The 24722-nt window shown below is 33.7% G+C and carries 22 protein-coding genes; 7 read left to right on the forward strand and 15 right to left on the reverse strand.

Going from position 1 to position 24722, the window contains the following annotated elements; all coding sequences use genetic code 11:
* Window positions 1-224: 224 nt before the first annotated feature.
* The 4 genes from LC076_RS15670 to LC076_RS15685 form a co-directional block, all read right to left on the reverse strand.
* Window positions 225-1691, reverse strand: a complete 1467-nt coding sequence (locus LC076_RS15670) for an amidase (protein ID WP_226670044.1) — start codon at window positions 1689-1691, stop codon at window positions 225-227.
* 166 nt (window positions 1692-1857) lie between these two features.
* Window positions 1858-2796, reverse strand: coding sequence for a ferrochelatase (gene hemH, locus LC076_RS15675; protein WP_226670045.1), 939 nt, complete (start codon window positions 2794-2796; stop codon window positions 1858-1860).
* A gap of 77 nt (window positions 2797-2873) precedes the next feature.
* A complete protein-coding gene (hemE, locus tag LC076_RS15680; RefSeq protein ID WP_226670046.1) occupies window positions 2874-3923 on the reverse strand; it encodes a uroporphyrinogen decarboxylase in 1050 nt (349 codons plus the stop codon).
* Window positions 3924-4110: 187 nt separating this feature from the next.
* Window positions 4111-6255 (reverse strand): transglycosylase domain-containing protein, encoded by a 2145-nt coding sequence (locus LC076_RS15685; protein ID WP_226670047.1) that lies wholly within the window; start codon window positions 6253-6255, stop codon window positions 4111-4113.
* 146 nt (window positions 6256-6401) lie between these two features.
* Between LC076_RS15685 and LC076_RS15690 the strand changes: the two genes are divergently transcribed.
* On the forward strand, window positions 6402-6911 hold the full coding sequence (locus LC076_RS15690; RefSeq protein ID WP_226670048.1) for an antibiotic biosynthesis monooxygenase family protein: 510 nt from the start codon (window positions 6402-6404) through the stop codon (window positions 6909-6911).
* 449 nt (window positions 6912-7360) lie between these two features.
* Here the strand turns inward: LC076_RS15690 and mgrA are convergent, their stop codons facing one another.
* Together mgrA and LC076_RS15700 are read right to left on the reverse strand one after the other, a co-directional pair.
* Window positions 7361-8353 carry an L-glyceraldehyde 3-phosphate reductase gene (mgrA, locus tag LC076_RS15695; RefSeq protein ID WP_226670049.1) on the reverse strand — a complete coding sequence of 331 codons (993 nt, stop codon included), beginning with the start codon at window positions 8351-8353 and terminating at the stop codon, window positions 7361-7363.
* 232 nt (window positions 8354-8585) lie between these two features.
* The gene (locus LC076_RS15700; protein WP_226670050.1) at window positions 8586-9569 is read right to left on the reverse strand and encodes an aldo/keto reductase; all 984 of its coding nucleotides are present in this window, start codon (window positions 9567-9569) and stop codon (window positions 8586-8588) included.
* A 168-nt stretch (window positions 9570-9737) separates the two neighbouring features.
* On the opposite strand from LC076_RS15700, the gene LC076_RS15705 reads away from it, so the two are divergent.
* The gene (locus LC076_RS15705; RefSeq protein WP_226670051.1) at window positions 9738-10292 is read left to right on the forward strand and encodes a DUF3231 family protein; all 555 of its coding nucleotides are present in this window, start codon (window positions 9738-9740) and stop codon (window positions 10290-10292) included.
* Between the two features lie 187 nt (window positions 10293-10479).
* Here LC076_RS15705 and LC076_RS15710 read toward each other — a convergent pair whose 3' ends face one another.
* The 5 genes from LC076_RS15710 to LC076_RS15730 all read right to left on the reverse strand — a co-directional run bounded on the left by LC076_RS15710 (window position 10480) and on the right by LC076_RS15730 (window position 14491).
* On the reverse strand, window positions 10480-11205 hold the full coding sequence (locus tag LC076_RS15710; RefSeq protein ID WP_226670052.1) for a hypothetical protein: 726 nt from the start codon (window positions 11203-11205) through the stop codon (window positions 10480-10482).
* Window positions 11202-11948, reverse strand: coding sequence for a hypothetical protein (locus LC076_RS15715; protein WP_226670053.1), 747 nt, complete (start codon window positions 11946-11948; stop codon window positions 11202-11204). The genes LC076_RS15710 and LC076_RS15715 overlap by 4 nt, the downstream gene beginning before the upstream one ends.
* The gene (locus LC076_RS15720) at window positions 11929-12831 is read right to left on the reverse strand and encodes an ATP-binding cassette domain-containing protein (RefSeq protein WP_226670054.1); all 903 of its coding nucleotides are present in this window, start codon (window positions 12829-12831) and stop codon (window positions 11929-11931) included. Before LC076_RS15720 ends, LC076_RS15715 begins: the two co-directional genes overlap by 20 nt.
* Entirely contained in the window at window positions 12828-13214 is a 387-nt protein-coding gene (locus LC076_RS15725; protein ID WP_226670055.1) for a GntR family transcriptional regulator, read from the reverse strand. The genes LC076_RS15720 and LC076_RS15725 overlap by 4 nt, the downstream gene beginning before the upstream one ends.
* 416 nt (window positions 13215-13630) lie before the next feature.
* Window positions 13631-14491 (reverse strand): hypothetical protein, encoded by an 861-nt coding sequence (locus LC076_RS15730; protein WP_226670056.1) that lies wholly within the window; start codon window positions 14489-14491, stop codon window positions 13631-13633.
* Between the two features lie 406 nt (window positions 14492-14897).
* Here LC076_RS15730 and LC076_RS15735 point away from each other — a divergent pair, with 406 nt between their 5' ends.
* Entirely contained in the window at window positions 14898-16106 is a 1209-nt protein-coding gene (locus tag LC076_RS15735; RefSeq protein ID WP_226670057.1) for an amidohydrolase, read from the forward strand.
* Window positions 16107-16474: 368 nt separating this feature from the next.
* Here the strand turns inward: LC076_RS15735 and LC076_RS15740 are convergent, their stop codons facing one another.
* The 3 genes from LC076_RS15740 to LC076_RS15750 are packed head-to-tail and all read right to left on the reverse strand — an operon-like array spanning window position 16475 to window position 19150.
* On the reverse strand, window positions 16475-17191 hold the full coding sequence (locus LC076_RS15740; protein ID WP_226670058.1) for an EcsC family protein: 717 nt from the start codon (window positions 17189-17191) through the stop codon (window positions 16475-16477).
* A complete protein-coding gene (locus LC076_RS15745) occupies window positions 17191-18417 on the reverse strand; it encodes an ABC transporter permease (protein WP_226670059.1) in 1227 nt (408 codons plus the stop codon). Before LC076_RS15745 ends, LC076_RS15740 begins: the two co-directional genes overlap by 1 nt.
* The gene (locus tag LC076_RS15750; protein ID WP_226670060.1) at window positions 18404-19150 is read right to left on the reverse strand and encodes an ABC transporter ATP-binding protein; all 747 of its coding nucleotides are present in this window, start codon (window positions 19148-19150) and stop codon (window positions 18404-18406) included. Before LC076_RS15750 ends, LC076_RS15745 begins: the two co-directional genes overlap by 14 nt.
* A 1099-nt stretch (window positions 19151-20249) precedes the next feature.
* On the opposite strand from LC076_RS15750, the gene LC076_RS15755 reads away from it, so the two are divergent.
* The 3 genes from LC076_RS15755 to LC076_RS15765 all read left to right on the forward strand — a co-directional run bounded on the left by LC076_RS15755 (window position 20250) and on the right by LC076_RS15765 (window position 23298).
* Window positions 20250-20672 (forward strand): HIT family protein, encoded by a 423-nt coding sequence (locus LC076_RS15755; RefSeq protein WP_226670061.1) that lies wholly within the window; start codon window positions 20250-20252, stop codon window positions 20670-20672.
* A gap of 449 nt (window positions 20673-21121) precedes the next feature.
* Window positions 21122-22201 (forward strand): 3-phosphoserine/phosphohydroxythreonine transaminase, encoded by a 1080-nt coding sequence (gene serC, locus LC076_RS15760; protein WP_226670062.1) that lies wholly within the window; start codon window positions 21122-21124, stop codon window positions 22199-22201.
* 575 nt (window positions 22202-22776) lie between these two features.
* Window positions 22777-23298: a tryptophan transporter gene (locus LC076_RS15765; protein ID WP_226670063.1), complete on the forward strand. Its 522-nt coding sequence runs from the start codon at window positions 22777-22779 to the stop codon at window positions 23296-23298.
* A gap of 275 nt (window positions 23299-23573) precedes the next feature.
* Here the strand turns inward: LC076_RS15765 and LC076_RS15770 are convergent, their stop codons facing one another.
* Entirely contained in the window at window positions 23574-23765 is a 192-nt protein-coding gene (locus LC076_RS15770) for a hypothetical protein (RefSeq protein WP_226670064.1), read from the reverse strand.
* Between the two features lie 452 nt (window positions 23766-24217).
* Here LC076_RS15770 and LC076_RS15775 point away from each other — a divergent pair, with 452 nt between their 5' ends.
* Window positions 24218-24571: a YtxH domain-containing protein gene (locus LC076_RS15775; protein WP_226670065.1), complete on the forward strand. Its 354-nt coding sequence runs from the start codon at window positions 24218-24220 to the stop codon at window positions 24569-24571.
* The last annotated feature ends 151 nt before the right edge of the window (window positions 24572-24722 follow it).

Consider the following 24722-nt stretch of genomic DNA (forward strand, 5'->3'; position numbering starts at 1 on the left):
TTAGTGGAATGGAGCGGAAGACACTCGACTCCTGCGGGTGCAGAGGAAAGGCTGAGACCCCACAGGCGCGAAGTGCCGAGGAGGCTCAGCTTCCTCCCTGGCGAATGGAGTGTCTGCAGCGCAATGGAACGAACTTATTTTTTTCAGCATAACTGAATTTAAACTTATTCGTCTTATTGCATCACTCATTTATTTATGTCCCATTCTCTTTTTAAAATCTTTTCTTATAATTTAGGAGCTACTCTATACTTCGTTCCTTGCTCATAGGAATAAGCAATCTCAATCAAGGTCGGTTCACTAAAAGCTATACCTGAAAACGTGATACCAACTGGCTCACCTTCATTTGTATAGCCTGCTGGTACAGTTATGGACGGATATCCCGCTACTGCAGGTAGAAGTGCACCTAAGTTATTTGGAAAAACAATGGCATCTAGTTGATGTTCTTCCATAACAGCATCAATACCTTGCTTTCTAGCCAAATAATAATCCTTTTCAAGACTATTAAGGTAAGTAGGATCCGTTAAATTTCCACTTGTTTCGTTTGAATCAAGAAAAAGTTTTTGACCATATTTTAATGCTTTTTCACCAAGTTGTTCATTCTTTTGGATCACATCAGAAAGTGTACGAACTCCTAAAGAAGAATCTACATTTTTTAAATATGCCTCTAAATCTGCTTTAAATTCATATAAAAGAACATTGATATCCCACTCTTCATTTGTTGAAGAAATAACAATTGGATCAATAACCTCTGCTCCAAGCTCTGTCAATTTTTCAATCGCACTATTCATCACTGCAAGCTGTGACTCAGTTAGCTCATCAAAATATGTTTCGCGAGCTATACCGATTTTCTTACCCTTTAATCCGTCTAACTTAAGAAATTCGGTAAAATCGACAGACAGTAGTTCATTACTTAGTGTAATCGGATCTTTCTCATCTGTTCCTTGTAAAACATTAAGAAGAATAGCAGCATCAGCTACTGTTCTTGCCATAGGACCTGCTGTATCTTGAGTATGAGAAATTGGTATAATACCTGTTCTACTGATTAACCCAACAGTAGGCTTAATTCCCACTATAGAGTTCTGACTTGCAGGACTTAGTATTGATCCACATGTTTCTGTTCCTACTGATACAGTTGCTAAATTTGCTGCAATTGCTGCTCCTGATCCTGCACTTGATCCTCCAACAATAAACCTCTCCCCATAAGGATTTAATGTTTGTTCACCTCTTGAGCTATAGCCAGTAGGCATATCCTCAGCAATAAAATTTGCCCACTCTGTTAAGTTTGTTTTCCCTAAAATGACTGCACCAGCTTCACGCAATTTCTTTGCAACAGTCGCATCATCTTGTGCATATGAATTAGCTAATACGAGAGAACCTGCACTTGTATGCATTTTATCTCCTGTATCAATATTATCCTTGATAACAACAGGTATACCATGTAAAGGGCCACGACTACCTTTCGTTTTTCTTTCATAATCAAGAGCTGCTGCTATTTGTAGTGCTTCTGGATTAACTTCTATCATCGAGTTAATCGAAGGACCTGATTGATCTATTTCTGATATTCTAGATAAATAGATAAGAACTAATTCTTTCGATGAAATTTCATTATTTTGTAGTTTTGTTTGAATATCATTAATTGTTGCGTCAATAATCCAATCATTTTTTAATTGTTCTAATTGCTTATTTTTCATCGACATTTTACCCCCTATATAAACTAACTTTTACTTTCATTTAGAATACATTATTTCGGTAATCGAATAAAGTATATAGATAGTTATATCATTGTAGCAGTTATCTATACTACTTAAAAATCTCAATAAAAAAAGCAATGGAGCTCCACTGCTTTTTTCGTTTATATTAGTTACTTTTCTCTAGATGCTTTAATACTACAGTTGAAAGGCAATCGATAAATTCCGGCTTAGCATTTGGCATTTCTGGGCGATAATAGCTAGCACCTAGTTCATCTGTGATAACTTTACATTCATAATCATTATCAAACAGAACTTCTAAATGATCTGCTACAAAGCCAACAGGGATATACACAAACGTTCTATAACCTTCTTCTGTGAATAAATCTCGTGTTAAATCCTGTACATCTGGACCTAACCAAGGTTCTGGTGTATTTCCTGCACTTTGCCAACCTGTTACATAGTTTTTAATACCAGCTTCTTTAGCAATTAAATCAGCTGTTTCTTGTAATTGTTGTGGATAAGGATCACCATTTGCAATAATTTTTTCAGGGAGACTGTGTGCTGATACAACAAGAACAGCAGAATCTCTTTCTTGTTCTGACATTTTTGCATATGTTTCTTTTAAGCGATCTGCCCAATAAGTAATAAACTTCGGCTCAGTATACCAGCTTTCGACTGAAGTAATTGTTAATCCACCAAGTTTTTCTGCTTCTTCTTTAGCTCGTCCATTATATGATTTCACACTAAATGTGGAGAAGTGTGGAGCGAGTACTATACTAATAGCCTCTGTAATCCCATCTTCATGCATCTGTTTAACAGCATCTTCAACAAATGGCTCAATATGTTTTAAACCTAAATACATTTTAAATTCAATATCATCTTGAATTTCATTTAAATGCTTCTCTAAATTTGCAGCTTGATCTAATGTAATTTTTGCTAATGGAGAAATTCCTCCAATTGCTTCATAACGGTCTTTTAAATCTTGTAGCGCTTCTGGTGCCGGCTTTCGACCATGGCGGATATGTGTATAATAACGTTCAATGTCTTCTTCTTTATATGGTGTACCATAAGCCATAACCAATAAGCCCATTTTTTTCTTACTCACGTCATTCACCTCTAATTCAATTCGTCAGCTTATCTTCTCATTATTGATCTAAATCATCCATTTTGGATGTGTTAGAATTAACTATTTTTAACCTTTTTAGAATAATCATGAACAAAAGCAGTCAATTTCTTCAAAGATTCAGGGTTTACTTGCGGAAAAACTCCATGACCTAAATTAAAGATATAACCATCTTGCTTCATTCCTTGATCTAATATAGCCTTTGCTCTTTCTTCGATTACTTCCCATGGTGAAAGTAATATAGCAGGATCAAGATTTCCTTGAAGTGTTTTTGTCAGACCCATCGTTCTTGCTTCTTGGACTTGAAGTCGCCAATCAAGTCCAACTACATCTAGTGGAAGATCATGCCATTCATGAGCTAAATGACTTGCACCAACACCAAACATAATTAAAGGTACATTTTCTTCTCTTAATTCACTAAAAATACGCTCCATCGTTGGCTTAATATAATAGCGATAGTCTGCAACATTAAGAGCTCCGACCCAAGAATCAAACACTTGAATCGCTTTAGCTCCAGCTTTGATTTGTGCTTTTACATACACAATACTCATCTCTGCTAACTTATCCATTAAAGCAAACCAAGCTTTCGGCTCTGAATACATAAATGCTTTTGTTTTATTATAGTTTTTTGATGGTCCACCTTCGATCATATAGCTAGCCAATGTAAAAGGAGCACCTGTAAAACCAATAAGTGGAACATTTAATTGTTCTTGTGTAAGTAACTTAATTGTATCTAATACATATGGAACATCACTTTCAGGATCAATTTCACCTAATTTTTCCACATCACTTAACGAACGAATTGGATCATCAATTACCGGTCCTATTCCTGATTTAATTTCTACATCTACTCCAATCGCAGGGAGTGGTGTCATGATATCTTTATAAAGAATGGCAGCATCCACTCCATATTGTTCAACAGGTAGCCTTGTTACATATGCACATAGCTCTGGTTGATGTGTTATTTCAAATAAGCTATATTTCTCCTTTATTGCACGATATTCAGGCTGTGATCGACCCGCTTGCCTCATATACCAAACAGGTACATGATCCGTTTTTTCTCCTCGACACGCCTTTAAAAACGTATCATTAAATATTCTATCTGCCATTTAAAAAAGGCCACCTTTCTATGTAAAAGGGGTATACCCCTTTATTAAATAATACTTATTATAATATAATACTGATTCTATATTATTCTATCTACCCTTTCAACTATAACGGTTTCATTACTTGTTGTATAGCTTTGATCTACAAATGTCAAAAAATTGACGAATAAAAAAACACGTGAAATTCACCTTAATTACTGGAACTAAAAAGGGTTGGTTTAGTGAATTGTGTAAGCATACCCTCTTTATTTGTTTGGACATTATATGGAGCAACAGAATAAGTGTTATCAGAAAAAACATTGATATAAGGAATTTCATATTGTCCTTCACCTTTAACTGTTCCAACAAGCTTAGAAGTCCCTGATTTGGATTTTTCATAAATACGATACTCAACACGCTCATCTTGCTGTGCCTCCCACTCGAGAGTTAATGTTATTAAGCCTAAGGGTTTAAACGTGTACTTGGCATCAACTCGATTTATTTCCTTTATGCGAATGGGACTTTCAAGATCTTCCACATCATCTGGTTTAGAAAACGCTACATTTTGATCCAAACTTGCATCTGTCAAAATATCTTTAAACAACTTAGTGGGATAAGAACTACCTTTTGTTAAATAATGATCTTTATCTGTTTTATCATATCCCATCCAAACCGCTCCAACAATATTCTCGGTATAACCAACAAACCACGCATCCTTTGTGGCACCATCTACATTCGGATATGAAGTTGTTCCTGTTTTTCCAGCTAATTCTCCTTTAAAACTTCCACTCTTTGCTGTACCTTCACTTACAACATGCTGAAGCATTCTCGTCATATCCCAAGCTGTTTGAGGAGAGTAAATCTGTTCGGATTGCGTATTATGTTCAGCAATTACACTTCCTTCTTTACTTTTGATTTCATTAATAAGGTGCTGCTCACTATAACTTCCACCTTTAGCAAACGTTCGATAAGCATTAGCCATCTGTATAGGCGTCACTCCTTCTGATAGTCCTCCTAAAGCAATAGCTAACCCATCGTCTTTAATACTGATTCCAAGTTTTTGTAAATACTCTTTGCTTTCTTTAATTCCTAATTCTGATAATGTCCAAACTGCTGCGGCATTTTTTGAAGAAACAATGGCATCAAACATGGTGACCTCGCCTGCATATTTTTTATCATAATTTTCAGGAGAATAATTTCCATATGTTTGCTTTTCATCTTTTAACAAGGAATAAGGTTCATATAACCCTCTCTCAAGAGCTGGTCCATAAACTGCAATCGGTTTAAAAGTAGATCCTGGTTGTCTTTGAACAGTAAGTCTATTTAACCCTTTTGGTACATAGTCACGACCACCGACAGCTGCTAATACCCCTCCTGTATTATTATCTAATAATATTAACGCACCTTGTGCAGCATCATCTGTTCCAGGAAAATATTCATTTTTTTGAAAGTAGTCATAAGCTGATTTTTGCAGTTTTGATTGAAGTGGTACAGTTATTGTATAACCACCTCTTAATAACTCTTCATTTGATATGGCATATTTTTTTTCTGCTTCATCGAACACCATATCAATATATGTTGAAAGCCACGGACGATCTTGTTTTTCGCTAACCTGTAATTTCACAGTCTTTCCTTGCGTTCGGACAACCTCATCATACGATATATAATTTTGATCTCCCATTAAACTTAAAATAACATTTCTACGTTCCTTACTTTTTTCAAGGTTATTAATAGGTGAATAATTTGTTGGGGCTTTTGGAATACCAGCAAGCACAGCTCCTTCCTCTAATGTTAGATCTTTGACATCCTTATTAAAATAGAACTTTGCGGCAGATTTAATTCCATATGCCCCGTGTCCAAAATAGACTTGATTTAAATACATCTCTAATAATTTTTTCTTGCTGTATCGTCTTTCAAGATTAACGGCAATGATTACTTCTTTCGTTTTTCTAAGGATTGTTTTATCATTCGTTAAGAAAATATTTTTTGCTAATTGCTGTGTAATCGTACTTCCACCCTCTACCTTACCACCTGCAAGGATATCTTTATAAAGTGCACGTCCAATCGACCTTATATCGATTCCATGATGATCATAAAATCTCTGGTCTTCAACTGCAACGAAAGCCTGCTGAACATACTCAGGCACTTCTGATACCTCAACCAATTCTCTATTTTCTAGATACAGCTTGGTAATTTCATTACCATCTGTATCAACTAATGTTGAAGCAGTATTCATCACTAATTTTTCTTCATCTATGACATAGTTCCCCATAAATATAATGAATAAATAGCCTAGTAAAGCAATAATGAACGTCATCACTATTGATAATCCTATCAAAAGAAATTTCTTTTTCATTCAAAATCACCCCTTTATATATCATAGTATTGTTAAAAATAGGTAGGTATATGTGCAAAACTCTAAAATTGGAAATAATCAATTAGTAGTTGTTATAATGATACTAGTAATAACGACCAAAATCTAACTATTGAGGTGAAGAATAAATGAATCTTTACATAACTTACGGTACTACTGACTATTTGGAAAAGATAAAAAAAGACCATCCAGATCAAAGCTTGCTTCATATGGAAAATATCGATACTTCGGTTCTTTTCCATGAAACTCAACAACAATCAATCTTTAATGAGCCAAAAAAATATGAAGTTCTTGATTCATCTGGTGAATTAGCTAATGGTTCTTACGCAGTGCTTAACAATATTCCTGTTTCAGCTGAAGGTAAACCGCTATTTGAACAACGTTTTAGTGAAAGAGCACGATTAATCGAAAGTGAACCAGGTTTCTCTGCAATTAGAGTATTAAGACCTAAAAGTGGTGACACATATATAATCTTAACATTATGGGAAAATGAGCAATACTTCAAAGCATGGCAGGATTCTAAAGCATATGAAAATGCCCATAAAAAAAGAGGAACAAGTGAGGGAGTCGATAAGCATTCTATTTTCCCACGACCTTCATATGTAACAACATATTCACTTGTAGATAATGAAGAATAAAAAATTCCTCTGCATTAGCAGGGGATTTTTTAAAAGTAGTAAACTCTAAATCAACCCTCTCTTTTCATTTCCTTACATTATCTGCACTTCTGACAATATTTCCTTGGAAATGACAATATCTTTCTACATAACATTACCCTATTTTTCTACAAGGTTTACGTATAATATTTAGGCTATGTTAAAGCTTAAGGTTGTTTTTTAGCATTTGGTTGATTGGAGGTGAATATATGAGACTCCTGCGGGAGAAGCGTGTCGAAGGGAGACCCCACAGGCGCTTGCGCCGAGGAGGCTTCCTGACCTAGGAAAAAACGAACTGCATTTTTTCCCGGGAAAGCGAATGCCTGTAACGAAAATCAATAACCAAGCACTTAACAAAATCTATTAAATATGGAAGATTGGCTATATAAACAAAACACCTATCAGGCATCAGATAGGTGTTTTGTTTAAAATTAGTTTGTTAGAATTTTGTCAATTAAAGATAACTCTTCGTTACTAAACTCTAGATTATTTAAAGTAGCAATATTCTCTTCAATTTGACTTACCTTACTGGCACCAATTAACGCCGAGGTTACTTTTTGATCTCTTAATACCCATGCTAATGCCATTTGTGCTAAAGATTGACCTCTCTCATTAGCAATCATATTCAATTTCTGTACTTTTTGAATAACTTCTTCCGTAACATCATCTTTATTTAAGAAGCTTTTAGATTTTAATGCTCTAGAATCACTTGGAATACCCTCTAGATAGCGATTGGTTAATAAACCTTGTGCAAGTGGTACAAATGCAATACAACCAACACCTTCTTCACTTAATAAAGATGTTAACCCATCTTCAACCCATCGATTAAACATGGAATAAGCAACTTGATTAATAACAAGTGGTGTCCCAAGCTCTCTTAAAATCGAAATCGCTTTTTTTGACTCTTCTGTCCCGTAATTAGAAACGCCAACATAAAGTGCCTTTCCTTGTCTTACAACTTGATCAAGAGCCATCATTGTCTCTTCAAGAGGTGTTTCTGGATCTGGTCTATGATGATAGAAAATATCAACATAATCTAACCCCATTCGATTCAAGCTCTGATCAAGACTAGAGATAAGATATTTTCTAGATCCCCAATCACCATAAGGACCTGGCCACATATCATAGCCTGCTTTAGTGGAAATAATCATTTCATCACGATAGCCCTGAAAGTCCTTTTTCAAGATCTGACCAAATGTTTCTTCAACTGAACCAGGAGGTGGCCCATAATTGTTTGCTAAATCAAAATGAGTAATACCCAAATCAAATGCTCTTTGAATTAATGCTCTAGCATTTTCAAAAGTATCTTCCCCTCCAAAATTATGCCATAAGCCTAAAGATAGAGCTGGTAGTTTAATACCTGATTTTCCACATCGATTATATTGCATTTCATCATATCTTTTTTCACTTGGTTGATAACTCATCTTGTGAAACCTCCGTTTATTTCTTTAATTTAGGCTGTTTACGTTAACTTTGTTGCTTTAACAACTCCAAGTAAACAGCACTATATAAAGCATAGTGACATCTTTTCTTCATAGGATAGTATCTATTTTGCTATAACAACAATGTTTTCACTGCATAATTAGGTCAATTAGCAACATTCTTTCAGAAAAGAACCTAAATTTATGGTCATCTCTATTTTATATGACATCTTTGTTAACGTCTAAATTTCTCCAAAAACCTTGTCGGATACTCACTTGGTAGCTTACTAATTTCCTCTAATTGATTCCAATGTTCATCACTCAATTTCCAACCAACACTTCCCATATTTTCTTCAAATTGCTCTAAACTGCTAGCACCAAAGATTGGTGAGGTGATTTCCTCTTTGTTATGCAGCCAATTTAATGCAACTTGTACAGGTGTTTTATTGATAGATTGAGCAATTTCTTGAACTGCATGAAGGATGTCAAAGTTTCTAGCATTAGCTCTATATTCCCAGCTAGACTCTCCAATTCCTTTTGATAGTCTGCCACTAGATGGAGTTTCACCTTGTTTATACTTTCCAGTTAAAAATCCACCACCGATTGGTGCCCATGGAATCACTCCTACATTTTCTTCTTTACAAAGTGGAAGAACTTCGCGATCCATTTCACGATTTAGCAAACTATATTGTGGTTGTATTGAGATGAAACGGACCATATTATGAAAGTCACTATAAGAAAGGGCCTTCATCATTTGCCAAGCTAAAAAATTTGAACAGCCTATGTATCTAACTTTCCCAGAACTTACAAGATCATCTAATGTTCTGATTGTTTCTTCTATTGGTGTGATATTATCCCATACGTGAAGCTGATATAGATCAATATAATCTGTATTCAAACGTTTTAAGCTTTGATCTACTCCTTCTAAAATTCTTCTTCTAGAGTAACCAAAATCATTTGGATGTGGACCTACCCGCATTCTAACCTTTGTTGCTAAAACAACCTCAGATCTTCGTTCCTTAATTGCCTTACCAACAATACGTTCAGATTCACCACCAACATATACATCAGCTGTATCTATGAAATTACCGCCTTGATCAAGAAATTGGTGAATCATATCTATTGATTGAGATTCATTCACCTCATTGCCGAACGTCATCGCCCCTAAACAAAGCTCTGAAACTAATAAGCCACTTTTACCTAAAGTTTTATATTCCATGTTCTCTCTCCCATCGTTCAGTTTAAAATTTACATCTAATTAAACTATTCGTTAATACTTGATATATTCCTTTAAATAAAGGAGATCCTTACATAGAATTATAACAATTAGAAATCTTTTACATTTGTTAGTTCAAATAGGAAATAGTATAAAGAAGGAGGTGAAAATATGCCAAACCCTTTTGAGGCAGTGTGGAATACATTAAAAATTGCTATTGATAATGGTAATGAACCTAAATCTCCAATACATATTATTGAAGTAGGAGATTTGTGGAAATATCTAACAATGATTGAGGAATTTACTCGGTATGACGAAATGGCATTAAATACTTCAACAGATGATGAAGTGTTAGAAACACTAAATGATGCCATAAAAATATGTGAGTCTCAGGTAAAAAAATTGAGTCAGTTTATGAAGAAGGAAGGAATTCCCTTGCCAGATGTGACTTCTCCTAAACCAAATTCAGATTCTAAAGAAATTCCTTTAGGAGTAAAGCTAACAGATGATGAAATTACCAATGGAATAGCATTCAAATTAGTTGTTAGTATGCAAGCATGTGCCAAAGGACAAGCTGATGCAATTCGAAGTGATGTAGGTTTCATCTGGCTTCAATTTTACACTGACTGGGTTGTTTTCGGCACTACTTTAAAAACATTAATGAGAAAACGTGGATGGATTAAAGTTCCACCATATTATTACCCACCTGGCTCTCCAAACCAATAAATTAAAATAGCCTTTTTCTTTTTAAAATACTGCTTAAAATGTAACAATTAGCGTCAAATTTTGAGCTGATATCAGAAATTAAGCTTTGGAAAATAGTAGTGAAAACAGCTATTTCAAAAAAACCAACTCTTAGCGCTGGAGTTGGTTTTTTCTATTACTTTTATGAAATTAGTTATGTTCGATTTCTCTAATTAACATAAATGAAAGATTCACTCGGATCGATAATTTTAACATCTTTTGGTACTTTCACATAGATAACGCTTTCTCCTCTTGCATCAAGATCATCGTTCATAGTATCAAAGAGACCAGCTTCTCCTGTAAACTGCGTTATCGTAAATTCTTTGGCAAACTTTCCGACTTGAATATCTAATGGTTCAGGATACATAATCGATAATGTATTTTCATTAAGCTCAACGATATATGGTTTTATTTCTTCTGTTACTTCAATATTACCTAAAATTGCTCTTGTATAATATTGAGTAACATTTATTTTCTGATCATCCGTAGACTTTCTTTCAACTAAAACAATATTACTTCCATGTTGCTCTTCAGCAAATATTTCAAGCTCATTATGTTCAAATGGGATATTCAGTTCTTCTCTCGTTAAAACTCCCTTTAGATTTTCTTCGCTTATTTTCTTACCTTCAAGAGCAGCAGTCAATAATGCATCACTCTCGCTTTGCGCATTAAGAATTTCTTTTTTATTATCCACAACATTCTTTGAACCTATATCAAACGGAAAAAGGTAAAATAGACAAACCGATAAAAACAATACAACAGCATATAAACCCAGCAACCATCTCAGATTCAACTTTTCATAAATGCCTGTGTTGCTTATAACTTTATTTAATTGGAAAGCTACAAATATCAAAAATAAAATGATAACAATTGGTAGAAGTGATATAAACATCATTTTCTCACCTCCATTTTATTCGAAAGAATGACTGAAAAGAAAAACAAAATACTTGATGTGAAACTAACTTTTGTTAAAAATAAGAGTAAAGATGATTCTTGGGCAAAAAACTTAACCACTTCCGAAACTAAAAACTCATCTTTCCCTTGATTGGCACTTACAATCGAATTACCAATGAGCAGTGCGGGAATTAAAACGCCGAACCACTTACTTATTTGAGTTACCATTCCGACAAAATATCCAATTGCAGCAAATAGAGTAATATATAAAAAACTAACAAACATACCTAACAGCAATTCTTGAAAACTAATTAATGTACCTAACGTGTAATCATCATGTAAAACAAATAATAAAATCACCTTTAGTAATATTCCAGATAGAATAGAGGTAACACCACCAACAATGCTTGCTATAATAAGAAAAAGGATATTAGAGAGATTGCTACTTAAGCGATTTGATATAAAGATAAAATCATCATTACGACTAGCTTTTGTTGTGATAATAATCGCACTTATTAAAGCCCATATGATCGTAAAGATGATAATAAGATCACCAGTTAAAAAACTGATATTTATGGAACCGCCATTAAAGCCCATACTAGTATTTCCACTTCCATTTGTTGAAAACAGTATTCCTACAACTTGAATAAATAATAGTGAGCTAAAAACACTTAAATAGGCATTTAACTTATATTGTGTTTGCTTTTTTACAATATCCCACAGCTTAACCTCTGTTAAAAACATCATCAATCCCTCCGATCGATTTATTTGTTAAATAAGAACAAACATCATCAGAAGGCACAGCACTTAATTCAATATTACTAAAAACAGTCTGTTCTTTTTCTCTTAGCGACAAATCATTTCTCACTACAGCGTAAAGTTGGTTTATTCCGATCTTTTTTTCGTAAAGAATCTCTCTATTTGATGTGATTTCTCTTACTTTCTCTTCATCACCGTTAAGAGCAATAGCATATTCCTTCAATTCCTCAAGAGATACATGAAGGCAATTTTCTCCGTCTTTAATAAGTAGAATATCTTCTAGCAGATCTTCAATTTCATTTAATAGATGACTAGATAAAATGATTGTTCTAGGGAAATTTAGATACTCTTTTAATAATGATCGATAAAAATCCTTTCTAACAGATGAATCCATTCCTGTTGTTGGTTCATCAAATATCGTTAAGGGGCATCTTGCAGCCAAGCCAATTATGCTGTTAAATGTACTTTTCATTCCTTTTGATAAATGATGATGTCTCTGCTTCAAGTTGAAAGAATAATAGGTAACAAGGCGCTTTGCTAAATCATTATTCCAATTGTGATAAAAGCTAGCCGCCGTTTTAAGAATGTCCTTTAATGTTAATGAATGAGGAAAAATCATTTGATCATCTATAAATATTCTGTTAGCTGAAACATGTAAATTATTAAATGGTTTTTCACCAAAGACAAAAGTCTCGCCCTCTGTTTCATGAATAAAACCAGCAATAATTTTTAAAATTGTTGTTTTTCCAGCTCCGTTTCTACCAATTAAACCTGTAATCTTATTTTCTTCAATTGAAAATGACAGGTGACTAAGTGCCTGTTTCTGGTGATAAATCTTTGAAACATCTCTACATTCAATTACTTTCATTCAGCATCCCCCTCATCTTTTTTTATAGCGAGTTTAATCATTTTTAGTAGCTCTGTCTCACTAACATGTAAACGCTCGGCTTCGATGACAAGATCATTGACTAGTTTCTTTAATATTTGGTTTTTTCTTTTTGTCAAAATAATTTGTTCAGCTTCTTTAGCTACAAACATCCCTAACCCTCGTTTTTTATACAAAATTTCTTCATCAGCAAGAATATTTAGTCCCTTAGCAGCCGTAGCCGGATTAATATTAAACATATCTGCCAGCTGATATTGAGAATAAATCTTTTCATCTTGCTTATGATTTCCTCTTAAAATTTCAGTCTCCAACCATTCGGCTATTTGAATGTATATTGGTATTGATTGATTTCCATCAAATTTCAAGCACAGACCTCCTTACACACGAACAAATGCGCAAGCGCCTTGGTCAGCCCCGACAAGCATAAGACGATTTAGAATAGAAGGCGTTCTTGGTCTTCAATTCTAAGGAAAAAAGGGGTTTATCTTTTCCCTCGAGGGGCTAGGCGCTCGAGCTGGATGTCGTGCGTTATCCACAGTTAAAGAATTTTATAATTTCCTAAACACTAATATACATAGTGCATCACTGTTGTAATGTACTATATACCTTTTTCCATAATTTATCAATAGGTAGAGGGTATTTTTACATTTAATTTCTAATTGGCTAAATAACTCAGATTACCCAAGTAACAACTATTTTACGAAAACAGCTCGCTAGGATTTTTTTGCACAAAAAAAGAATCAATTCCTTCTCACATTGAGAGGAAACTGATTCAAAGTCTTTATTTCATCATGTTTTCAATTTTCCCATTCTTCTTATCTACGTAATACCAGCCATAGGTAGCTGTATGTGAGTTATTATCTTGTTCAACTACTTCATATACATGTACAACATATTTGTTTGACTCTTGATGATCAACTCTCACTTTCATTCCTTGATCATTCTGTATACCAAGATGATCTCGAACGAACTCTTCCGCATCTGTTTTACTTATTAAATCTGTCTTTCCTTCATTTTTTAATGTAGGCTTTGTATCGCTTTCTACTTTTTTTGTTTGAATACCATCGACAACCCAATTTTGACCATTAAATACTATTCTGTAACTTATATTCACATGACCTAATAATTCATTATTTCGTTCTTGAATCACTTCATATTCATTGTCATTTATTTTTTTAATTTCAAAGCTTTTATTTGGCTCTAACCAAGTTGGTGAATCCATTGCTTTAATATAAACTCCATTACTTTCAACATTGAAATACGTATCAGCATATGTTTTCGCAAGCTTCTGTGACATCGTTTGGTTCAGGTGTGACATTAACTGCTCTTTTGTTTCAATAGATGTTAATTCACCATCGTTCTCAGCTTCTTGGGCCAAGCTTAAAAAGGTTGTTTTATAATCATTCATTATTTTTTCAGCATGAAATTCTGGTTTTTCGTTTGTTTCATTTTCATTGGCCTTTTGTTCATCCTCAGGATCTACTATTAGATTTGGACTTTCTTCTTGTTTAGCATCGTTATTTTCTTGTCGTGTTTGGGGCTGTTCGCTATCTTTTTTATTTTCATCACTAGTAGCATTGGAACAAGCAGCAACTAAAAAGCTAAGAAAAAGTAGTAATATCATTCCATAGAGTTTTCTCATTCTAATTCACTCCTTTCGTTTTGTTTTTCACTACTATTTACTTTGCTAAACATCAGCAAAAGCTCAAGGGCCTTGGTTAGGAAAAGAAAAACATCATTACAAATGTAAGAAAATTTACCTCTTCTTTATTTTGCCTTTGTACTCCAAATGAATGAATGACTCAAATCCTCCTAGAAATCCTAAAATAGAAAAATCACTACTATCGAGACTTCATTAAAAAATTCTTGTAATTTTCAAAATTTTTAACTACAATCGATCTAACCTATCAGGTTCATACAAACAACTACTTAGATTAAATTTCTTTCTATCTTAATACATTTGATATACCAAACATATGCTTTTACACAGACTTTCTTGTCTTAAAGAAAGCTTCACACTATCTTTTCAATTTTTAAGGAGGAACAATATGCTTAATCATTTATGGTCAACTTTAGACCAGCATTTTACTGAAATGATTGAAATTCGTCGATATCTACACATGCATCCAGAGGTATCTTTTCAAGAAGTGAAAACAGCTGCTTTTATTCAAAAATATTATCAAGATCTTGGTGTTGAAATACGAGAAAATGTTGGCGGAAATGGAATTGTTGCAACAATTAATGGAGAATTTTCTGGTCCTACTGTTGCATTGCGTGCTGATTTTGATGCTCTACCAATACAAGATGAAAAAGATGTAGAATATAAATCAACTGTGCCTGGGGTTATGCATGCTTGTGGTCATGACGGACATACCGCGACATTACTTGTTTTAGCTAAAGTACTTTATCAACATCGACATTTATTAAAAGGAAACGTTGTACTTATTCATCAGCATGCTGAAGAATATGCACCAGGTGGGGCTTTACCTATGATTAAAGATGGCTGCTTAGATGGTGTTGATGTTATCTTCGGAACTCATCTTTGGGCAAGTGAGCCAGTAGGGAAAATTCAATATCGTTCAGGTCCAATCATGGCAGCAGCAGATCGATTTGAAATTAGGGTGCATGGTGAAGGTGGACATGGCGCACAGCCTCATAAAACAAAAGATGCTATATTAATCGGCTCTCAAATTGTTACAAATCTACAGCAAATTGTTAGTCGAAAAGTGGATCCTGTTTCGTCTGCGGTGGTATCGGTAGGATCATTTGTTGCAGAAAATGCTTTTAATATAATTGCTAATACAGCTAAACTCATTGGAACTGTTCGCACATTTGATGAAGACATTCGGACTCAAATTGAAAAAGAAATCGAAAATGTTATCAAGGGAACTTGTTTGATGAATAACGCTGAATACGAATATGATTTTGTTAGAGGCTATCCAGCAGTTGTAAATCATTATGATGAAACTGAATTTCTTAGAGAACATGCATCACAGGTTCCTGGTGTGTACGAAGTAGAAGAAATTCCACTTCAAATGGGCGGCGAGGATTTTGCTTATTATTTGCAGCATGTGAAAGGAACCTTCTTTTTTACTGGAGCTAAACCTGCTAATTCAAGTGATGTTTATCCTCATCATCATCCGAAATTTGATATTGATGAAAAAGGCATGTTAATAGCTGCCAAAACATTATGCAAAGCAACGATTCAATATCAGCTTGATTATTGTGAATCAAATGAACTTAATCTAAATAAATAAATAAAAGCAGAGGTTAGGACATAGTATTTAAGCTAATGATAAACCCAAATGATTAGGTGATATGTCAATTAAACATTCGCCTAATAATTCGGGTTTTTATTTGCTTTCTTTAATAGATTTTTTGGTTTTGGTAACTATTTTAAAGAATTTAGTGGAATGGAGCGGAAGACACTAGGGCACCTGCGGGACGCAGAGGAAAGGCTGAGACCCCACAGGCGAAGCGCCGAGGAGGCTCAGCTTCCTCCCCGCGGAAAGCGAGTGTCTGCAGCGCAATGGAACGAACTTGTTTCTTTAAGCTTAACTGAATTTAGATTTATTCGTCTTTTTTTACGACTTCTTTAATTTGCCCCCACCACCCGTTTTTTTCACTATTGCTGTTTAGAAAATAACCTTAAACGATAGCAATTCATTGCACATTCACCTAATTGATTTAGCAGCTGATAATTTGCCACGCCACCGACAACTGCTCCAATACCAGGCAACACTTGCATTAGCTTAACTAAATCAATATAATCCCGATATTCTTGCTGAAATACTCGCCAATCTAAATCCTTTATTTCATGTTTTTTCACTTCCCATTTCTCAACTGTTTCAAGAACTTGTTCTTTATGAGTGTCACTGGAGAAAGCTAATTGAAAAACATATAATAAAAATAACCGTTCTTCATATTCCTTCGTACTGAATCCATAAATACTTGCTACTTCAAATAAAAATTTCATTTTAATTCCGAGTAATAAAGGAAAATCAGCTAGTCCTAGAAAGATTCCACCAGCACCTGTGGAAGCACCTTCTATTGCAGCCGTTTTTTTAAAGGTACCAATTGATTTTACAACTAATTTTTCTCGCTCCTCAAAGGTTAAATTTTCTATTTTCTTTGGAAAAGTGGTCATATTAGATCCTACAAGAGTTGCTTCTACCATTTTTTTAATACTTTCTGTTATCGTCAGATGAACTTTTTCCGGGATAAAAGTATTCATCTTACTTTGTGCTTTTTTTGATGTTCGTTCAAAAAGTGAAGGTCTTCTTAAAAGTTTATGCTTCCATAATCTAGCTTCTTCAGCCATTTGAGATTCATACCCCATCATTACCCAACCTTTTCTTTTTGCTTTATTCGGTTATTCATATACACAAAAACAAAAATGGCTACAAATGCTAATCCAGACAAAAGCGTTATAGCAAATGTTACTATGTCTGCAGTGAATAGTGTTACTAGAGAATACACACTCACTTGAATAAGTAACATTCTAAACATTATTTTTAAAAAGCTCGTAAGTTTTCGAACTTCTGCTTTAGGATATAAATTAGGTAGCTCTAAAAGTTCATAATGCTTGTAAAGACTCATAATTTGAATACCAGTTAAAAAGATAAAAAAGATTGATACAATCGCATTTCCATAAAGCTGGTCATCTATAAACGTTATAATAATACTTCCGATCAAACTGAGTCTCACAAAGATCCCTAAATAATCTCCAGATCTTAAAAAGGCTCTTATAAATAAATACTCATAAACATTATCTTGTTGATATGCTACCTGCTTAACAAACCAATCCAAATATTTTCTTCTTTTTGCCTGTTTTTTGAGCTTTGGTACATCTGTAAACAAGTTTGCAATCTTATAAAAGGATTGCTTTTTACTATCCTCTTTTTGAATTAATTGCTCCCACTTTATTGCCTTTTTAGATATGATTTTAGAAAAATAGAAATCGTATGCAAACATAATAATAAAAACAATGCCTACAAAAATATACTGCTGTGAAAGAAGGAAAAAGATGGAAAGGACATTTATGGCAAACCTTACAATAAGATCATTCCACTTTGAAGATGCCTCTGTAAAGTAGCCCATTTTCCAGCTTATTCGCAAATTCCAAAACTTTATGACTAAAAGAAGCAAAATACTTAGCAAAAGTACTCTTGCATTTGCGTTAGTTGCCTTTAAAAATAATGGTGCAAAAAGTATCATTGTCACAATCACAATAAAGGATTGGGATATCATACTATAAGAAAATGCTTTCTTAAAATAGGAGTCGAGCTTATGCTCCATTGGCAGTAGAAAGACAATATCCGCTTCTTTTAATAATGTTCGTACGCCGGAAGTTATGATAATAAACGCAAATGTAAGCGTCATAATGAATACAGCTGGAAAATCAGGTGGTAATACTTCGAGCCATTTAGAATATGTTAAAGCACCACCTGCACCTAAAAAGATGAAGACAAATAAAAGATGGTCATTTAACATGTATTTTAGATAAGCTCTCGTTTCATTTATATGATGATTTATTCTTGTACTCCAAATTTCCTCAATGCTCTTCATCTTGATCTTCCTTTGTTAATTGAATATATAGATCATCTAAAGTAGCATTATTCATGCCAAACTGTTCCCTTAATTGAAGCAACGTCCCTTTTGCGCGAATTTCTCCATTATGTAAAATAATAAACGAATCACAATAACGTTCAGCTGTTGCTAAAATATGTGTAGACATCAAAATACCTGAACCTTGATTTTTTGCTTTCTCCATCATCTCTAGTAATGAGTTTATTGCAAGTGGATCCAAACCAACGAATGGTTCATCAATAATATAAAGGGAAGGCTCAATTAAAAAGGCACACATGATCATGACCTTTTGCTTCATTCCTTTAGAAAAATGTGCCGGAAACCATTTTAAACGTTTCTCCATGCGAAATTCTTTTAATAATGGCTCAAGACGTTTATTAAAGGTTTCTTTATCAAGTCCATATGCCATTGCCGTTAATTCAAGATGCTCATGTAAAGTGAGTTCTTCATATAAAATTGGCGTTTCTGGGATAAAACTAAACTGTGAACGATAGCTAGATGAATCCTCTGCAAAGGATTTTCCATTAATTAAAATTTTCCCTTTGTGTGCTTCCATTGTTCCAATAATATGTTTTATTGTTGTACTTTTACCAGCCCCATTTAAACCAATTAAGCCAACAATTTGACCTTTATTCACCTCAAAAGATATTTCTTTCAAAACAGGATTTCGAGTATAACCACCCGTTAATTTTTCTATTTTAAGCAATGTCATTTAGCGGATCTCCTTTATCTTTAAATTCAATGTATTGTATCGTTAAAAATTAGAAGGAAATTTGCGGTTTACTCGATCATTCTGACTTTCACAGTATTTCTACTTTGGTCCTGAGTAAATCACTCCTAATTTATTGGCGATCATGTTATAAAAGTCCTTCTTTTAATAGTATCAAAATCACGTTAACATGTCCTAATTAAGAAATATATTTTCTTGTATAATCTTTTTATCTTCGGACATCATAATTAGTGAGGAAGGGTTACTTGTCAAAACGAAAACTTCTAAATGAGGTGTTTGTTCCAGACATTCTATTCTAACTCAAGGGATTTACTTCTTTTCCATTGGATTAACACTTTTCGAAATGAGGTGTCTACGGGCCGTAATTCTGCTGAATTAGAAGCTCGCATTTAACATCATTTTGTAAATGAGGTGTTTGTCAAAGACAGTTCTCTCGTTTGTTAATGATTATATAAACAACTAACAAGGGGATGGTTGTATTGAACAATGGTGATTTCACATTCAGATAGCATTTAAATAAATGTTAAATGAGGTGTTTATCAAAGATAATGATCAATCATTATAAACCATTGGTATGACACAAAATTTCGAAATGAGGTGTCTACGGGCCGTAATTTTCTATAATTATAAGCTCGCATTAACATCATTTTGTAAATGAGGTGTTTGTCAAAATACAGTTCACACTCCGTTAGCTTTTGTTTTATCACTTAACAAGGGGATGGTTGCATTGAACAATGGTGAATATCACATCAAATAACATTTAAATAAAATGTTAAATGAGGTGTTTGTCAAAGATAATATCCCATTTATTGAGTAAAAATACCCTTTCTCGAGGAACAGGATGATCATTCGATCCATCCTGTTCTTTTTGATTTAATTGGTAAACAAGTATATCTAGTTTTCATGTTTTAGCTTCATGTTGTCGTCTTGTCCTCTTCTTTATTATGGTAAAATATTGATCTAGAGCTTGTAGCTAAACATTTTATACCTTAGAATAAGATTTAAAGTAACATACATACATGAAGAAAGCTGTTGAAACTTGTTGACTTAGAATATTTTTTAAAAAGGAAGTGTACGTACAATGAGTGATTGTATTTTTTGTAAAATCGTTAATGGAGAAATTCCTTGTGCAAAAGTTTTTGAAAATGACCATGTCGTTGCCTTTCTTGATATTAGCCAAGTAACGAAGGGTCACACACTTGTTATCCCAAAAGTACATAAAGAAAACATCTATGAATTAACTCCTGAAATCGCAAGCAAAGTTTTTGAAGTTATACCTCAGATCTCTAATGCCATTAAAAAGCAATTAAACCCTGTTGGCTTGAATTTATTGAACAACAATGGTGAACAAGCAGGTCAATCTGTTTTTCATTATCATATGCATATTGTGCCTAGATATGGCAAAGGTGATGGTTTTGGTGCTGTATGGAAATCACATGCTGATCAATATTCACCAGAACAACTACAAGAAATCGCTTCATCTATTAAAAGTGAACTTTCATAATTAAAAACAACAAAGCAACCGAAAATAGACTCCTTAAAAGGCTCTTTTCTGAACGAATGTTGCTAAGTAACCAAAATTTGGAGCGGAAACAGTGTCTTTTCACTATAAGCGTACATTTTAAGAAGAAAAGCTGCCACTAAACATAATATAGTACTGATTGTTTCGGCTATTTAAAAGCAACAAAGTTTTAGAAAACAGCCTATAAAAAAAGACCAAAATTGCAACGATCACGCAATTTTGGTCTTTTTTATTTTGGCTATGTTGGTTACCTACAAGATGAAAAAATAAATAAAACTCAAACATACACTCGTTAAAATTCTAAAAATCACAAATAAAAACGCTTACTTGAGAAAATTTCATAAAGATACAAATATTCAGTCTACATTTCCTTCCCTTTTCATGATAGGATATGAGTATTATTTTACGTACTAACTTAGGAGGGCAATACATTGAGAGCTTATAATTTTAATGCAGGACCAGCGGCTATACCATTACCAGTACTAGAACGTGCACAAAAAGAATTGGTTAACTTCAATAACACAGGTATGTCTGTTATGGAACTTAGTCATCGTAGTAAAGATTATGAAGAAGTACACAACAGAGCTAACTCTTTATTAAGAGAATTACTAGGAATTCCTGAGAATTATGAAGTTTTATTTTTACAAGGTGGAGCTAGTTTACAATTTTCAATGATTCCAATGAATTTTTTACAAGAAAACAAAACAGCACACTTCATTATGTCAGGTGCTTGGTCTGAAAAAGCACTAAAAGAAGCAAAAATGTTTGGAGAAACTCGAATCTTGGCTTCTAGTAAAGAAGAAAATTATACACATATTCCTAAAAACTATTCATTAGCTGATACTGAAGATGGTGCTTATCTTCATATTACATCTAATAACACGATTTACGGTACACAGTGGAATGAGTACCCAACAAGCTCTATTCCATTAATTGCTGATATGTCTAGTGATATTTTATGTAAAGAAATTGATGTTGAGAAGTTTTCACTCATTTATGCTGGAGCACAAAAAAATCTTGGTCCTTCAGGTGTAACTGTTGTTATAGCAAAAAAGGAATTCTTAGAAACAGCGAATGAAAATGTTCCAACCATTTTAAACTATTCTACACATGTCAAAAACAATTCTTTATACAATACACCACCTACGTTTGCTATTTATATGCTTTCTTTAGTTTTGGAATGGGTAAAAGAACAAGGTGGAGTGAAAAACGTTCAGAAAATAAATGAAGAAAAAGCAGGAGCTATTTATTCAGCAATCGACAATAGTGATGGCTTCTATAAAGCTCATGCATCAGATGATAGTCGCTCTTTAATGAATATTACGTTCACACTTCCAAATGAAGAATTAACAAAAAAATTCCTTCAAGAAGCAAAGGAACGTAACTTTATTGGTCTTGCAGGTCATCGTTCTGTTGGTGGTTGTCGTGCTTCTACATACAATGCTGTACCAAAAGAAGCATGTGAGGCACTAGCTTCTTTCATGAATGAGTTTAGAGATAATAATAAGTAAACATTAATTTTAAGCTAAAGATAAACCCGAAATGATTAGGAGATTGTTTCAATTAAACCTTCGCCTAATCGTTCGGGTTGTTATTTGTGTCTTCAGTAGTTGCAATGGAACGAGTTTATTTCTGCAGCTTAACTTGATAAATAAAAATCAGTTTTATATTTTATTATATTTTTAGGACGATTTCATTAATCATGTCTCAGCTTCTCTTAGCTTTTTTTGATCTCATTTTTAAAGAAATGGCTATGTTAAAGCTTAATGTTGATTTTCAGCACTTTGTTGATTGGAGTGAAAGGCAAGGCATGAGACTCCTGCGGGAGGAGCGTGTCAAAGGGAGACCCCACAGGCGCTTGCGCTGAGGAGGCTCCCGGACCTAGGAAAAAAGGTACTTTTTTCCCGGGAAAGCGAATGCCTGTAACGGAAATCAACAACAAAGTTTAACAGAGCCAAAGATATAAAATAACTGTACGTAAAAAACTTTTCTTGCTATAATAATTCTTAACTTCTCTCGCAATAGGAAATGAGTTCACTATTGGGGGGAAACATCTAATAAGAGATTAGAAGAGGAGAGATGAGAAATGAATACTAGAGTATTAGTTACACTATCTTTATTTTCTGCAATTGGGGCTGTATTAAATATGGTGATGCCTCCGTTTTACCAAGGCATGAAACCTGATATGATGTTAATCATGATGTTTATCGGAATAATCTTTTTTCCTAGTGTGAAAAACGTTACTTTGCTTGGAATTGTTACAGGAATTTTATCTGCTTTAACAACAACATTTCCAGGGGGACAAATTCCAAATATCCTTGATAAATTCATCACAGCTTTCGCTTTTTACGGTATGTTCTTACTCGTAAAGAAATTTGCACAAAAGGTAGCAGTAGCAACAGTAATGACTGTTATTGGCACAGTTGTTTCAGGAACAATCTTTTTAACAGCTGCTTTAATGATTGTAGGTTTACCAGGTGGAGCAGCATTTTCTGCTTTATTCATTGGTGTAGTATTACCAGCTACTATCTTTAATGCAGTATCAATGGTTGTTGTGTATCCAATTGTCCAAGCGATATTCAAACGCTCTAATTTAGCACTTGTATAAGTTTTTCATTCTAAAACATGTTAAGAGGTTGACCATATTAGGTCAACCTCTTTTTACGTTATTAGTCTTAAAGAAAGGCTCTTTTCTGAAAGATTCTTGCTTGCTAATTGCCCTCATATTGCAGTATAAACTTTGTTCTTATTGCATAATAAGTACTGTGACATTAAGAAAAAATGCCTCTATTTTTCCAAGAAACAGCTAAATGATGCGAATGCCTGTAACAGAAATCAATCAACAATATTAAACGTCATATCCTTTTAAAAGGCTTAAAACCCCTATTGAAAATACATTAATAAAATCCCTATTAAAAGCATAATCACTCCAGCAGAAGCTAATACAGTTACTTTTTGCTTAACAATTTTTTTAGGTGGATAAGATGCTGATTGCTGCAATAATTTGAAATAATGAAAAGCTCCAATAAAAAGTAATAAACTAATCACAAAAAATAAAAAAATAACACCTGACATACTCATCCTCCCTTCTCTTCCTCTTTACCTATAAGAAATCACTATCAATTGGAATGAGATATTTCTCCTCTCATCCAAAGGAAACGCTCAGGTCTCTTGCTCAATCCCTGTAAAAAAGACGAATCGGAATAGAATGTGACCTTTGACCTTTTTCCTTCAATTCCAAAATGACTGAACACAAGGCATACCTCGAAGGGCTAGGTGTTGAAGCTAGACACCAACACAATGGAAAAACACTTGTACTAACGCACCTTCAAACAATAAACAAACCCTCCTGCAAATCAACCAAATTCCATCTATAAAAATTTCATAAAGGACTTATAAATATTTATGCTAACAAGCCTTTAACTATGTATAATGTTTATTAAAGACACATGTTTGGGTAAGTTGTAAAGAAGAGGATTAATAGCAATCAATCAGTACATTTATCCATCATTTTGGAGGGATGAGTTATGTCAAAAAATAAAGCATTATTATGTGGACTAATCGTAGGTGGAGTAATCGGTGGAATCACAACCTTACTTACTACTCCTTCTTCTGGTAAAGAGCTTCGTAGCCAAATCAATCTTAGTCGTAAACAAATAGAAGATCTTTTACAACAATTAAAGACTGAAAGCAAAGCATTAAAAGAACAAATTGTTAAAACAGCTCAAGAAGGTTCTGAAGTTGTGAAAGAAGTATCTGCAGATTTAAAAAAATCGATAAATCAGTTTCAACAAGAAATTGAGCCACATAAAAAGGATTTGCAAAAGGAAATTGAAGAAATTGAAATGAAAATTAAACAACTTGAGAAAACTTTACAATAATCTGATTTTTCACTCATTACGATTAAATTGTTTTTCTCTTATTCAAAAAAGTGTGTTGGACAAGTATTGTTCACACACTTTTTTTCATTAAAAACCGTTGATATATATAGGTTTCATAAAATTTTTAAAAATTTCGTAAATTTATATCTTT

Source organism: Metabacillus litoralis (assembly GCF_020524045.1).
GTDB classification, from domain to species: Bacteria; Bacillota; Bacilli; order Bacillales; family Bacillaceae; genus Metabacillus; species Metabacillus litoralis_C.

What these genes read in the sequence shown, in the direction of transcription:
- LC076_RS15670 (WP_226670044.1), bottom strand. Translation starts at nt 1,691, where the DNA reads ATGAAAAATAAGCAATTAGAACAATTAAAAAATGATTGGATTATTGAC.
- hemE (WP_226670046.1), bottom strand. Translation starts at nt 3,923, where the DNA reads ATGGCAGATAGAATATTTAATGATACGTTTTTAAAGGCGTGTCGAGGA.
- LC076_RS15685 (WP_226670047.1), bottom strand. Translation starts at nt 6,255, where the DNA reads ATGAAAAAGAAATTTCTTTTGATAGGATTATCAATAGTGATGACGTTC.
- LC076_RS15690 (WP_226670048.1), top strand. Translation starts at nt 6,402, where the DNA reads ATGAATCTTTACATAACTTACGGTACTACTGACTATTTGGAAAAGATA.
- mgrA (WP_226670049.1), bottom strand. Translation starts at nt 8,353, where the DNA reads ATGAGTTATCAACCAAGTGAAAAAAGATATGATGAAATGCAATATAAT.
- LC076_RS15700 (WP_226670050.1), bottom strand. Translation starts at nt 9,569, where the DNA reads ATGGAATATAAAACTTTAGGTAAAAGTGGCTTATTAGTTTCAGAGCTT.
- LC076_RS15705 (WP_226670051.1), top strand. Translation starts at nt 9,738, where the DNA reads ATGCCAAACCCTTTTGAGGCAGTGTGGAATACATTAAAAATTGCTATT.
- LC076_RS15710 (WP_226670052.1), bottom strand. Translation starts at nt 11,205, where the DNA reads ATGATGTTTATATCACTTCTACCAATTGTTATCATTTTATTTTTGATA.
- LC076_RS15715 (WP_226670053.1), bottom strand. Translation starts at nt 11,948, where the DNA reads ATGTTTTTAACAGAGGTTAAGCTGTGGGATATTGTAAAAAAGCAAACA.
- LC076_RS15720 (WP_226670054.1), bottom strand. Translation starts at nt 12,831, where the DNA reads ATGAAAGTAATTGAATGTAGAGATGTTTCAAAGATTTATCACCAGAAA.
- LC076_RS15730 (WP_226670056.1), bottom strand. Translation starts at nt 14,491, where the DNA reads ATGAGAAAACTCTATGGAATGATATTACTACTTTTTCTTAGCTTTTTA.
- LC076_RS15735 (WP_226670057.1), top strand. Translation starts at nt 14,898, where the DNA reads ATGCTTAATCATTTATGGTCAACTTTAGACCAGCATTTTACTGAAATG.
- LC076_RS15740 (WP_226670058.1), bottom strand. Translation starts at nt 17,191, where the DNA reads ATGATGGGGTATGAATCTCAAATGGCTGAAGAAGCTAGATTATGGAAG.
- LC076_RS15745 (WP_226670059.1), bottom strand. Translation starts at nt 18,417, where the DNA reads ATGAAGAGCATTGAGGAAATTTGGAGTACAAGAATAAATCATCATATA.
- LC076_RS15750 (WP_226670060.1), bottom strand. Translation starts at nt 19,150, where the DNA reads ATGACATTGCTTAAAATAGAAAAATTAACGGGTGGTTATACTCGAAAT.
- LC076_RS15755 (WP_226670061.1), top strand. Translation starts at nt 20,250, where the DNA reads ATGAGTGATTGTATTTTTTGTAAAATCGTTAATGGAGAAATTCCTTGT.
- LC076_RS15765 (WP_226670063.1), top strand. Translation starts at nt 22,777, where the DNA reads ATGAATACTAGAGTATTAGTTACACTATCTTTATTTTCTGCAATTGGG.
- LC076_RS15770 (WP_226670064.1), bottom strand. Translation starts at nt 23,765, where the DNA reads ATGTCAGGTGTTATTTTTTTATTTTTTGTGATTAGTTTATTACTTTTT.
- LC076_RS15775 (WP_226670065.1), top strand. Translation starts at nt 24,218, where the DNA reads ATGTCAAAAAATAAAGCATTATTATGTGGACTAATCGTAGGTGGAGTA.